The sequence below is a fragment of the Comamonas sp. lk genome (assembly GCF_900564145.1).
Classification (GTDB): domain Bacteria; phylum Pseudomonadota; class Gammaproteobacteria; order Burkholderiales; family Burkholderiaceae_C; genus Comamonas.
In genome coordinates this window covers 1,752,371-1,764,274 of the sequence record NZ_UOOB01000001.1, presented here as the reverse complement: position 1 = coordinate 1,764,274, position 11,904 = coordinate 1,752,371, and the positions used below count along the sequence as shown (strand labels likewise).

10 protein-coding genes are annotated in these 11,904 nt (G+C 61.9%); 6 read left to right on the top strand and 4 right to left on the bottom strand.

The annotated features are described in order from the left end of the window. Positions 1–211 precede the first annotated feature (211 nt). From EAO39_RS07945 to proX (EAO39_RS07925), 5 genes are all read left to right on the top strand, one after another. A complete protein-coding gene (locus tag EAO39_RS07945) occupies positions 212–841 on the top strand; it encodes a TIGR00645 family protein (RefSeq protein ID WP_120966926.1) in 630 nt (209 codons plus the stop codon). Between the two features lie 708 nt (positions 842–1,549). Continuing rightward, positions 1,550–2,863 carry a glycine betaine/L-proline ABC transporter ATP-binding protein ProV gene (gene proV, locus EAO39_RS07940; protein WP_120966925.1) on the top strand — a complete coding sequence of 438 codons (1,314 nt, stop codon included), beginning with the start codon at positions 1,550–1,552 and terminating at the stop codon, positions 2,861–2,863. Positions 2,864–2,875: 12 nt separating this feature from the next. Then, the gene (proW, locus tag EAO39_RS07935; protein ID WP_240466927.1) at positions 2,876–4,099 is read left to right on the top strand and encodes a glycine betaine/L-proline ABC transporter permease ProW; all 1,224 of its coding nucleotides are present in this window, start codon (positions 2,876–2,878) and stop codon (positions 4,097–4,099) included. Positions 4,100–4,193: 94 nt separating this feature from the next. Further along, positions 4,194–5,186 carry a glycine betaine/L-proline ABC transporter substrate-binding protein ProX gene (gene proX / locus EAO39_RS07930; protein ID WP_120970816.1) on the top strand — a complete coding sequence of 331 codons (993 nt, stop codon included), beginning with the start codon at positions 4,194–4,196 and terminating at the stop codon, positions 5,184–5,186. Positions 5,187–5,280: 94 nt separating this feature from the next. Next, positions 5,281–6,366 carry a glycine betaine/L-proline ABC transporter substrate-binding protein ProX gene (gene proX, locus EAO39_RS07925; protein WP_120966924.1) on the top strand — a complete coding sequence of 362 codons (1,086 nt, stop codon included), beginning with the start codon at positions 5,281–5,283 and terminating at the stop codon, positions 6,364–6,366. An 88-nt stretch (positions 6,367–6,454) separates the two neighbouring features. Here proX (EAO39_RS07925) and EAO39_RS07920 read toward each other — a convergent pair whose 3' ends face one another. Next, a complete protein-coding gene (locus EAO39_RS07920) occupies positions 6,455–6,994 on the bottom strand; it encodes a hypothetical protein (RefSeq protein ID WP_120966923.1) in 540 nt (179 codons plus the stop codon). A 105-nt stretch (positions 6,995–7,099) separates the two neighbouring features. Between EAO39_RS07920 and EAO39_RS07915 the strand changes: the two genes are divergently transcribed. Beyond that, a complete protein-coding gene (locus tag EAO39_RS07915; protein ID WP_120966922.1) occupies positions 7,100–7,792 on the top strand; it encodes a DUF3334 family protein in 693 nt (230 codons plus the stop codon). Between the two features lie 103 nt (positions 7,793–7,895). On the opposite strand, the gene EAO39_RS07910 is transcribed toward EAO39_RS07915, so the two are convergent. The 3 genes from EAO39_RS07910 to fumC all read right to left on the bottom strand — a co-directional run bounded on the left by EAO39_RS07910 (position 7,896) and on the right by fumC (position 11,694). Further along, positions 7,896–9,545, bottom strand: a complete 1,650-nt coding sequence (locus tag EAO39_RS07910; RefSeq protein ID WP_120966921.1) for a SulP family inorganic anion transporter — start codon at positions 9,543–9,545, stop codon at positions 7,896–7,898. A 7-nt stretch (positions 9,546–9,552) separates the two neighbouring features. After that, the gene (locus tag EAO39_RS07905) at positions 9,553–10,218 is read right to left on the bottom strand and encodes a ParB-like protein (protein WP_120966920.1); all 666 of its coding nucleotides are present in this window, start codon (positions 10,216–10,218) and stop codon (positions 9,553–9,555) included. A gap of 84 nt (positions 10,219–10,302) precedes the next feature. Then, positions 10,303–11,694, bottom strand: a complete 1,392-nt coding sequence (gene fumC / locus EAO39_RS07900; protein ID WP_120966919.1) for a class II fumarate hydratase — start codon at positions 11,692–11,694, stop codon at positions 10,303–10,305. Positions 11,695–11,904: the final 210 nt, after the last annotated feature.

Genomic DNA, 11,904 nt, shown 5'->3' with positions numbered 1-11,904 from the left:
CTGCCCGTAGAATCTCGCGCCTGCTGCCGTGCCGATTCGGGGTGTTGCTCCGCTGACCGCAGCCGCAGGCAAGCACAGCCATCACGACAAAAAACACACCGGCTCGCGCAGCCGGTCCTCAGCTCTCTTTTTATCTTCCAACTTCAGGCATTGCAGAAACGGACCGGCCTCATGCCGGGTTCGCTGTGCGCTGCCGCCTCTTGCCACCACCATGAGCCACCCTCACCCCAACGAAGCAGGTTCTCCCGCGCAAAAACCCAGCCAGGCCGCGGCCGTTTTGCGTCCTTTGCCCTCACTGATTTTTGCCAGCCGCTGGCTGCAGCTGCCGCTGTACCTGGGCCTGATCGCCGCCCAGGCCGTTTACGTCTGGCACTTTCTGCTGGAGCTGTGGCATCTGGTGGAAGCCGTCTTCGGCAACAAGGAAGCTTTGCAGGCCCTGGTCACCAGCATTGGCTACAAGAGCGATGTGCAGATCACCAGCCTCAATGAAACCGTCATCATGCTGGTGGTGCTGGCGCTGATCGACGTGGTCATGATCTCCAATCTGCTGATCATGGTCATCGTGGGCGGCTATGAAACCTTTGTCAGCCGCATGGGCCTGGACAGCCACCCGGATCAGCCCGAGTGGCTCAGCCACGTGAACGCCTCGGTGCTCAAGGTCAAGCTGGCGCTGTCCATCATCGGCATCAGCTCCATCCACCTGCTCAAAACCTTCATCAACGCGGGCAGCTATGAGCTGCAGGTGCTGATGTGGCAGACCATCATTCATGTGGTCTTCCTGCTGTCGGCTCTGGCCATTGCGCTGACGGACAAACTCACCAGCAGTGCGCACCGCCACTGATAGGCCGCCCAACCCGCTTCAAGCCCCGCCATGCCACGCGCATCGCGGGGCTTTTTTCATGCACCAAGGCCTTTTCTTGGCCACGGAAACATTTAGTTTCCTGACAAGCAAGCCAGATTCAAGGCAGAAAAGCCAGAAATCAAGATATATCAAGCGCTTACAGCTATGGTTTTTGAAGAACTCACGGTCCTTCAAAAGCCCATATCGGCCGATTTTCAGGCCCAGGCTTACAGCTCGATTTGACACGTAAGAATCGATTCGATATATTAAAAAGTCATTTACCACCTGCCTCGCAGGTTGTCTCCGTGCTTTCATGGCACGGTTGACCCACTCCCCGGCGGGAACTTCGCACCTCACTTTTGAAGGTTGCGAGCCCGCCAAACGGGCCGAAACACGGCCCTGATGCAAAAGGCTCACTCCGACAACCCTGCCGGACTCAGCCGCCAGAGAGCATGCAGCGATGCCACCCGTGCCTGTCGGTACCGGCCTCGCGACTCTCGCCTTCTCGCCGTCCTTGCGCGCACATCGCTTGTGCCATCCGGACGGACCCAAGGTGCAACTCGCACCATCGCGTAGCTCATCCTGCCTTTTAGGCCGGGTGGAGCTGCGGCATCAGGGCTTTCTTTTGGCTTGCGCGCCAGCACCCACGGCGGTTGTCGTTCGGGTGCTGGACTGTGTTCCACCTCTCATTCAAAGGAGAACGCCACAGTGGCCAAGCAAATCGTTATTGATCATGTCTTCAAGGTTTTCGGTGACGACCCGAAAACTGCACTCAACCTTGTCAAGCAAGGCGCGAGCAAGCAGGACATCCTCGCCCGGACCGGGCAATCCATCGGCGTGTTCGACGCCAGTTTCACCATCGAAGCCGGTGAAATCTTCGTTGTCATGGGCCTGTCGGGCTCGGGCAAATCCACCCTGGTACGCATGCTCAACCGCCTGATCGAGCCCACGGCCGGTCGCATCCTGATCGACGGCGACGACATCAATGCCTTGAGCGACAAGGACTTGCGTGCGCTGCGCCGCAAGGACATCTCCATGGTGTTCCAGTCCTTTGCCCTCATGCCCCACCTGACGGTGCTGGACAACACAGCGTTTGGCCTGGAGCTGGCCGGCGTGGACAGGGCCGAGCGCCAGAAAGCCGCACAGGAAGCGCTGGAGCAGGTAGGCCTGGGCGGCTGGGGCGCCAGCTATCCCGATGAGCTCTCGGGCGGCATGCAGCAGCGCGTGGGCCTGGCGCGCGCCCTGGCCTCCGATCCCTCCATCTTGCTGATGGACGAGGCTTTTTCCGCCCTCGACCCCATCATCCGCACCGAGATGCAAAGCGAATTGCTGCGACTGCAGCAAATCAAGCGCCGCACCATCGTCTTCATCTCCCACGATCTGGACGAGGCCATGCGCATTGGCGATCACATCGCCATCATGAAAGACGGCCAGGTGGAGCAGGTCGGCACGCCCGATGAAATCCTGCGCAGCCCCGCCAACGACTATGTGCGCCACTTTGTGCGCGGTGTGGATACGGCCGCCGTCTTCAAGGCCGCCGACATTGCCCGCCAGGCGCTGACCGTGATCTCGGAGCACCGCAACCGCGGCTGCCGCGCCGCCTTGCGCCTGCTGGAAGACTCGGACCGCGACCACGCTTATGTGCTCGACGCCCGCAAACGTTTTCTGGGCGTGGTCTCGTCGCAGTCGCTGCGCGATGCGCTGCAAGGCCATCAAGGCATGCTGGGTCTGGAGCACGCCTTCATCCCCAATGTACCCTCCATCACCGGCAATACCCCGGTGGCCGAGCTGTTTGGCGTCGTGGCGGCACCTCCCTGCCCTTTGCCCGTGGTCGACGAAGACGGCAAATACCTGGGCGTCATCAGCCGCACCACCATGCTCAAGTTCCTGGACCGCGACACCCCGCCCGTGCCGCCGCCACAAAAGGAAATTCCGACCATCAAGCTGGACACCAGCGTCCCGTCCGGCGTGACGGCTGCTCACACAGCGCAAGCCACGGCACCAGCACAACAAGCACAGTAAGGAGGGAATGATTTGATAGCAAACAACACAAACAATACCGCCACTTTTGACGATCCATGGGCAGCAGCGTCGGCAGCGGACAGCACTGCAGCCACGGCCACCACCACGACAGCGACGCCCATCGACGCGGCGTCCAGCGATCCCTGGGCCGACAGCGGCGCCACGGAATCCTCCGGCGACTGGCTGCAAGCCGCAGTCCCGACAGACACTCCCACAGATGACGGCGGTCTGGCACATCTGTGGCACCAGATCAGCACCGAAGGCCTGCCCGTGCAGGACTCCATCAACCAGGGCCTGGCCTGGGTGGTCGACCACTTCCGTCCTTTTTTCCAGGCGATTCGCACACCCATCGATGCCACCCTGGATGGAGTGACCGATGTGCTGCTGGCCGTTCCCATGCCGATGCTGGTGCTCTTGATTGCCCTGCTGGCCTGGCAGTTTGCCGGGCGAAAACTGGCGGTTGGTTCGGCCGTGGCCCTGCTCACCGTGGCCTTGCTGGGCATCTGGTCCGAAGCCATGGTCACTCTGGCCCTGGTGCTGACCTCGCTGTTCTTCTGCGTGGTCATAGGCCTGCCTGCTGGCATCTTTCTAGCCTCGAGCGACCGCGCCCAGCGCTGGACGCGGCCTTTCCTCGACGCCATGCAGACCACGCCCGCCTTTGTCTATCTGGTGCCCGTGGTCATGCTGTTCGGCATCGGCAACGTGCCCGGCGTGATCGTGACCATCGTGTTTGCGCTGCCGCCGCTGATCCGCTTGACCAATCTGGGCATTCGCCAGGTGCGACCCGATCTGATCGAGGCCAGCCGCGCCTATGGCGCATCGCCCGCCCAGCTGCTGTGGAAGGTGCAACTGCCGCTGGCCATGCCCTCCATCATGGCCGGTATCAACCAGGCGCTGATGCTCTCGCTGTCCATGGTGGTCATCGCCTCCATGATTGCCGTGGGCGGTCTGGGTCAGATGGTGCTGCGCGGCATCGGCCGTCTGGACATGGGTCTGGCCACCGTAGGCGGTCTGGGCATTGTGCTGCTGGCCATCGTGCTGGACCGCATCACGCAGGCCATGGGTGAAGCCCAGCGCGGCGGAGCCCGCTGGTGGCAGTCCGGCCCTGCCGGCCTGGTGCTGCGCCTGATGCGCAACCGCGCCCAATCGCAACCCCAGCCACAGAGCCAGCCGCAAAGCCAGGCACTGAGCCAGCCCGCTCCCCGCCCAGCCAACACCGGCGCCCAGTCGGCCTGATCGCGATAAGGAGAAAACCATGAAAACTACCACCCTGCCTGCCGCTGCCTACCGACGCGGCCTGAACGCCCTGCTGCTGAGCGGTGCCGCTGTCATGGCGCTCAGCTTGGCCGGCTCGCCGGCACAGGCGGCCGATGACAAGGCTGCGGCCGATCTGCCCGGCAAGGGCATCAAGGTACAGCCGCTCAAAAGCTCGATTGCCGAAGAAAGCTTTCAAACCCTGCTGGTGACCAAGGCGCTGCAAAAGCTGGGCTACGAGGTGCAGCCGCTCAAGGAAGTGGAATACCCCACGGCCCATATCGCGCTGGCCAACGGTGATGCCACTTTCATGGCCAACCACTGGAATCCGCTGCATGCCGATTACTACAAGAATGCCGGTGGCGATGCCAAGCTCTACCGCAAAGGCGTTTTTTCGGCCAATGCCGCCCAGGGCTATCTGATCGACAAAAAGACCGCCGATGCCTACAAGATCAGCAATATCGGCCAGCTCAAAGACCCGGCCATCGCCAAGCTGTTCGACACCGACGGTGACGGCAAGGCCGATCTGACCGGATGCACGCCGGGCTGGGGCTGCGAAGCCATGATCGAGCACCAGCTCGGCGCCTACAAGCTGCAGGACACCGTCACGCACAAGCAGGGCACGTATTCGGCGCTGATGGCCGACACCATCACCCGCTACAAGGCGGGCAAGCCCATCCTCTACTACACCTGGACGCCTTACTGGGTGAGCAATGTGCTCAAGCCCGGCAAGGATGTGGTCTGGCTGCAAGTGCCGTTCTCGGCCTTGCCCGGCGAACAGGCGGGCACCGACACCCAGCTGCCCAATGGCAAGAACTACGGTTTTATTGCCAACAACCAGCAAATCGTGGCCAACAAGGCCTGGGCCACGGACAACCCAGCGGCCGCCAAGCTGTTTGAAATCATGCAAGTGCCCGTGGGCGATATCAACGCCCAGAACTTCATGATGAGCCAGGGCCAGAACAAGCCTGCCGACATCGAGCGTCACGCCCAAGCCTGGATCAAGGCCCATCAAAAGACGTTTGACGACTGGCTTGCCCAGGCCAAGGCCGCCGCAGCCAAGTCCTGACCCCGCGCGCATGGACTTGACGGCGTACCGCTCTGGCGGGCGCCGTTTTTTTGGGCCTAGCGCCCCAACCCCATCAAAAGGAAAAAACACAAAGATGACCAAGACTTTGCAAACCATGATCCCCAGCCTTCACCCGCAGGTCCGCGGCCGCCGGCGCCAGTTGTTGCTGGGCGCCACCGCCTTGGCTGCGCTGAGCCTGAGCCACACTGCCGGCTGGACAGCGGGTCAGAATTTGCCAAGTGAAGCCCTGCCGGGTCGGGGCATTACGGTGCTGCCGGTCAAAAGTCCGCTGGCCGAGGAGAATTTTCAGACCCTGCTGGTCATCAAGGCCTTGCAACAGCTGGGCTATACCGTCAAGCCCTGGGAAGAGCTGGACTACCCGCTGATCCACGTGGCGGTGGCCAACGGCGATGCCACTTTCATGGCCAACCACTGGAATCCGCACCACGCCGAGTTCTACAAGCAAGCCGGTGGCGATGCCAAGCTCTCGCGCAAGGGCCTGTATGCCCATGGTGCGGTGCAGGGCTACATGATCGACAAGAAGACGGCAGATGCCTACCAGATCACCAACCTGGCCCAGCTCAAGGACCCCAAGCTGGCCAAGCTGTTCGATATCGATGGCGACGGCAAGGCCAATCTCATAGGCCCCAACGCGGGCTGGGGCGGCGAAGCCGTGGTGGCACACCAGATCCAGGCCTTCGGCCTGCAAAACACCGTCAGCTATACCCAGGGCAACTATCCCGCGCTGATTGCGGACACGCTGGCGCGCTTCAAGGCAGGTAAGCCCGTGCTCTATTACGCCTGGACCCCTTACTGGCTCAGCAACGTGCTGCGCCCCGGCCATGAGATGACCTGGCTGCAGGTACCGTTCTCATCCATGCCCGGCGTGCAGGCCGGTACGGACACGCAATTGGCCAATGGCCGCAACTACGGTTTTCCGCTGAACAACGAATACATAGTCGCCAACAAGGTCTGGGTCGAAAAAAACCCGGCGGCCGGCAAACTGTTCGAGATCATGCAACTGCCTATCAGTGACATCAGCCTGCAAAACCGCCTTCTGCACGACGGCCAGAACAAGCCCGCCGATATCCACCGCCATGTGGATCTGTGGATCAAGGGCCATCAAAAAACCTTTGATGGCTGGCTGGCTCAGGCCAGGGCGGCGGCAAAACAAGAGTAAAAACTGCCGATAGCCCATATGCCATCTGCGCTATCAGCTATGAAAATTGAAAAACCGGCAGATCCTGCCGGTTTTTTTATGCCTGGATTTATCTCCAGCCCGCGCTTTGGGGGCAGAAATTCTTGCTGGAGAGGCTGACCAAGCGCTCCACGCGCAGCGCCAGCATCTTGTGGCCCTGCTGGGCCAGCACCGGATCGGCGGCAGGAAGCTCCACCACCTGCCCCATCACCTCGGCCAGCATGCTGGCCGTGGCGCTGCTGCGCGTATTCAGATAGGCCTGCTCCAGCAGCACGTTATCGCCTTCCACCAGTACCACAATGGTCTGGCCCGAGGCACATTCCTGAAAGCTGCCCTTGTCGCCCTGTAGCTGATACAGGCCTTGCCAGCGCCCGCTCGCCTTGCTCGGCTGCAAACGGCTGGCAGCTGCGGCCTGCGCCGCCGGCTTGGAAGGCGAAGCGGCCTCGGTCTTGGCCTGGGTCTTGGGCTGGCTCTGCCAGCTCAGACTGGATAAGGTCTTGTTCCAGGTGCTGCTCACGGTCTGAGACACTTTGTCGGTCATGATCGAGCAACCGGCCAGACTCAGCACCACCATTGCACTGCCCGCCAGCCGCCACAGCTTGTCTTGCATGAATACCTCTTCAATCTTGCACTGCGCGCACGTTACCAGAGACCCAGGCTGTCAGATCGGCACCAAGTGCTGCATGCAACAAAGTGTTGCATACATAATCAGGCCATGAGCCCACACCAAGCCCCCATTGTTCATGGCACGGAAGACGTGCTGATCAGCCTGTGCAACTCCGTTTCCGGAGTGCTGCAACTGGCAACCCAGTGCCCTATCCGGTATTCAGGCATGGTGCAGCGCATTACCAAGACCAGCCTCAAGCCCGATATAGGCTGTTTTGTCCTGGTCGATGGCGGCTTCTCCGGTCTCATCATCATCAATTTCTCGGCCGAAGCCGCCATGGAGCTTTACCGCAGCTATCTGCTGACCATGGGAATGGGCGAGAGCGATCTGGCCGGCTCCTACACCTCCGACGACGTGAGCAACGTCATGGGCGAGCTGATGAACCAGGTGGTGGGCGACTTCACCAGCAAGGTACAGCGCGAGCTGCAAACCTATATCACCCAGAGCCAGCCCAAGATGATTCGCCTGAACAAGCAGGTCAATCTGAGCGTGGACGCCAACCTCGATGCCCCCGAAGCACGGCGCGTGACCTTCTACACCGGCAACAACCACATCTTCTATCTTGAGCTGGCCATGGACCACATGGAGTTCGTCAAGATCAAGGATTTCGAACCCCAGGAAAAACCGGACCCGGACGTCCTGATGGCCCTGGCCGGGCAAGACAGCCGAGCAACAAAAACACTGGCGGCCGATCGCGCCCAGTCCGAAACCGACGATTTGCTCCAATCCTTGGGGCTGTAAGCGGCGCAGGCAACAAAACAGCTAGAGCGCACCTCGCACAGCCTGAGCACTGCTATCAATCAAGTAGCTTCATACGTATATAAAACAAGGGTTTGAGCTTAATTTAGCAGTCTTGTGACCTGCTGCGCAGCGCCGCCACTGCATCGTCCACGCTCCAGGCCACATAGCTGTCCGCCGCCAGTGTGGGAATCTGCACCCGGCCCAGCAGCTCGCGCACGCTGTCTTTGACGCGAGCCAGGCGCAGCTGCAGACCACGCTTGTCGATCTGCGCGGCGAACTCGGTCAACGCCTCCAAGGCCGTGCTGTCCAGGTCCGGCGATTCCTCCAGGCTCAGCACCACGGCCTTGAGGCCGGTTTTCAAGCGGATTTGATCATCCACCTGGGCCAGCAGGCGCACAAACACCGCGTCCGCATTGCCAAAGAACACCGGCTCTTCAGGCCGGGCAATCAGCACGCCGGGCACGGTCTGCGCCTCGGCATGGCGAGCCGTGTCCACGTAGTCATGCGATTGGGGTATCTGGCCCAGCCAGCTCACGCGCGCGTGGGCCATGCGCTTGAGCAGCATCAGCACGCTGGCGCCCATGGCGGCCAGCAGGCCGTCCAGCACGCCCAGCAAGATCACCGCCACAAAAGCCACCAGCACCACCAGGCGATCGCGCCGCCAGACAAAGTACGGACGCAGAGCGGCGGGGGTCAGCGTGTGCGCCACGGCATGGATCACGATAGCGGCCAACAAAGGTTCTGGAATGCGTTCCATCCACGGCAGCATCTGCCACACCATCAGGCCCACCACGGCGCAGGCAATCAGGCCTGCGGCCTTGCTCAGCGCTCCGGCCACCTCGTTGGCAGAGCTGGCCGAATAGCCCGCACCGACGGGCATACCCTGAAACAGGGCCGAGAGCATATTGGCTGCACCTAGCGCCAGCAGATCGCGGTTGGGCGCCGTCGTATCGCCGTGGCGCATGGCCAGGGTGCGGATAGAGCTGTATGACTCGGCATACACAATCAGCGCCAGGGCCACGGCCAGTTGACCTACGCGCAGCCAGTCGGCCCAGTCCAGCACGGGCAGCACCGGGCGTGCACCCTGAATATTGAGCGTGCCCACTACCGCTATGCCCCAGCGCTGACAGTAGCCCAGAGCATCGAGCGCAATGCCCGCCGCAATCACCAGCAGCGCCGCCGGCACCGCTTTCCAGCGCCCCAGCACGCGCAGCAGCACCAGGGCCACGAGCAGCATGGCCAGGCCATACAGATTCCACTGCGGCCACTGCTGCAGCACATCCCAGAGGTAGCGTAGAAAATCGCTGTGCGACGGGTGCACGCCCAGCGCCAGCGGTAGCTGCTTGACCACAATCGTCAGCGCCAGCCCCAGCGCAAAACCGCGCAGCACCGGCTTGGCAATGAACTGCGAAATGGCTCCCAGCCTGACTACGCCCGCCAGCGCCAGCATGATGCCTGCCACCAGCACCATGGCCACGCCCATCAGGTGCCGGTGCTCATCCGTCACATGCAGCACCGACGCCGTGGCAGCCAGCAACACGGCGGCGGACGATGAGGTGGACGACACAATGGCAAAACGGCTGCTGCCCAGTACAAAGTACACCAGCAGCCCTGCAAACAGCGCCAGCACGCCCGCTTGCGGCGGCGCGCCGGCGATGCCGGCATAGGCCACGGCCTCGGGCAGCAGCAGCCCGGCAATCGACAGGCCGGCCACCCAGTCGGCTCCTGCAGGCAAGGCCCGGCGTTGGCTCATGGCGGACTCATTTTTTGTGGTGCAGGCTACCTGCAATCGGCTCGGTCGATGCAGCAGTGCCCGACCAGCCGGGCAAGAACTGAGCGGCCGGGCTGCGGGCCAGTACTACGGCCTGGCTGACGGCCTCCACAGACAAGCCAGGCCCGTCCGCAGCAGCCAGCTGCTTTTTGTCGAACTGCGGCCAAAAGAAATCGGCCCACAAAAATTCGGTAAACGGTGCCGCATCCTTGGCATAACCGCCGGCTTTGCGAACTTCGCCGGCCAGACTGCGGTAGGGATCGTCTTTGAGCTTGCCTAGCCGCTTGGGGATGTCAGAATAATCGCAGCGCCGGCCTTTTTCATCGTACGGATGGGCCCAGTGGTGGAACTCCATCACGCGCCAGAACAGGTCACTGGCAATGCTGCTGTAGTCGGCCAGCTGCATGACCCAGACATCCTGCTGCGCTTCTTCGCTCAGCGCCTGACCCAGGTGATGGTGATCAACAATGTAGAAACGCCCGCTCGGGCCACGCACGGCGGGGAACCAGTGGCTTTGCAATAATTTCTCGCGGGCCTCGGGTACAAGCCGTGCCCACTGCGCACGCTTGGCCGTGACTTCGGCCAACCCCACCGTCATCTGAGTGGGGCGCAAATCCGCCAAGATGGCGCGCTCCATATGTTGCTGGGCCGGCATGTGATCTCCTGCAGCAGGTGATGCGCCATTCTCTGCCAGCGCAGCGCACCGACGGTGCCGGTCGATGCGCCATACGGTTTTGACCTACAGATTGCCCACCATCTGCTCGGGCACCACCCACTGGTCAAATTGCTCACCCGTCACATGGCCGCTGGCAATGGCGGCATCGCGCAGGCTGCTGCCCTCCTTGTGGGCCTTCTTGGCGATATAGGCGGCCTTGTCGTAGCCAATGTGCGTGTTGAGCGCGGTCACCAGCATCAGCGAGCGGCCAACCAGCTCGTCGATACGCGCCTTGTTCGGCTCTATGCCCACGGCGCAGTGGTCGTTAAAGCTGACCATGCCATCGGCCAGCAAGCGCACGCTTTGCAGAAAATTGTGCGCCACCATGGGGCGAAACACATTGAGTTCGAAATTGCCCGAGGCGCCGCCGATATTGATGGCCACATCGTTGCCCATCACCTGGGCACACAGCATGGTCACCGCTTCGGACTGGGTGGGGTTGACCTTGCCGGGCATGATGGACGAGCCGGGCTCATTCTCGGGAATCGAGATTTCGCCCAGGCCGCTGCGCGGGCCGGAAGCCAGCCAGCGTACATCGTTGGCAATCTTCATCAGGCTCGCCGCCAGCGTTTTCAAGGCGCCGTGCCCATGGACCAGGCCGTCACAGCTGGCCAGGGACTCGAACTTGTTGGGCGAGGTGACAAAAGGGTAGCCGGTCAGCTGGGCCAGTTCCTTGGCTACGCCCTCGGCATAGCCCTTGGGCGCATTCAAGCCTGTACCCACAGCCGTGCCGCCCAGCGCCAGCTCGTACAGATGAGGCAACGCGGCACGCACATGTTTTTCGCCATGGGCCAGTTGCGCCACCCAGCCGGAGATTTCCTGGCCCAGCGTCAGCGGCGTGGCATCCTGCAAATGGGTGCGACCGATTTTGACGATATCGGCAAAAGCTTCGCTCTTGGCCTGCAGCGTGGTGCGCAGCTTGGCAATCGCCGGCAGCAGCTTGTGCTCGATGGCCGTGACGGCCGCCACATGCATGGCCGTGGGGTAGACGTCGTTGCTGGACTGGCTTTTGTTCACATCGTCATTGGGATGCACCAAGCGCGCTTCGCCGCGCTCGCCGCCCAGCAACTCGCTGGCGCGGTTGGCCAACACCTCGTTGACGTTCATATTCGTCTGCGTGCCCGAGCCGGTCTGCCAGACCACCAGCGGAAACTCATCGGGGTGCTGGCCGGCGATGACCTCGTCGGCAGCGGCATTGATGGCCTTGGATTTTTTCTCGTCCAGCAGGCCCAGGGCCTGATTCACCGTGGCCGACGCTTTTTTCACCTGTGCCAGCGCGTGGATGATTTCGCGCGGCTGCTGCTCGCCGCTGATGTCGAAATTGAGTAGCGAGCGCTGTGTCTGCGCGCCCCAGAGCTTGTCGGCGGGCACATCGATAGGGCCGAAGGTGTCTTTTTCCTGGCGGGTGGCTGTCATTGGGATTCACTCCTGGCAATACAACGCGGTGCAGCTGGCTGGATGTCTTCTGGCTGCCGTGGGCCGCAAAACAAGGGCGATACCTCGCCCCAAACCCTCAGATGCTACTGCAGGCCAAGCACCCTGTTTGAGAACAGGCTCTCAACATCCCCGTGGCCCCAAGGTCGGCAGTGAATAGTTACAGTACGTTTCCCCCTGGAGAAGCCAAGG

Excerpts from the sequence above, each read along its gene's own strand:
- proX (WP_120970816.1), top strand. The coding sequence starts at position 4,194 with ATGGCGCTCAGCTTGGCCGGCTCGCCGGCACAGGCGGCCGATGACAAG.
- EAO39_RS07910 (WP_120966921.1), bottom strand. The coding sequence starts at position 9,545 with ATGAGCCAACGCCGGGCCTTGCCTGCAGGAGCCGACTGGGTGGCCGGC.
- EAO39_RS07905 (WP_120966920.1), bottom strand. The coding sequence starts at position 10,218 with ATGCCGGCCCAGCAACATATGGAGCGCGCCATCTTGGCGGATTTGCGC.
- fumC (WP_120966919.1), bottom strand. The coding sequence starts at position 11,694 with ATGACAGCCACCCGCCAGGAAAAAGACACCTTCGGCCCTATCGATGTG.
- EAO39_RS07945 (WP_120966926.1), top strand. The coding sequence starts at position 212 with ATGAGCCACCCTCACCCCAACGAAGCAGGTTCTCCCGCGCAAAAACCC.
- proX (WP_120966924.1), top strand. The coding sequence starts at position 5,281 with ATGACCAAGACTTTGCAAACCATGATCCCCAGCCTTCACCCGCAGGTC.
- EAO39_RS07920 (WP_120966923.1), bottom strand. The coding sequence starts at position 6,994 with ATGCAAGACAAGCTGTGGCGGCTGGCGGGCAGTGCAATGGTGGTGCTG.
- EAO39_RS07915 (WP_120966922.1), top strand. The coding sequence starts at position 7,100 with ATGAGCCCACACCAAGCCCCCATTGTTCATGGCACGGAAGACGTGCTG.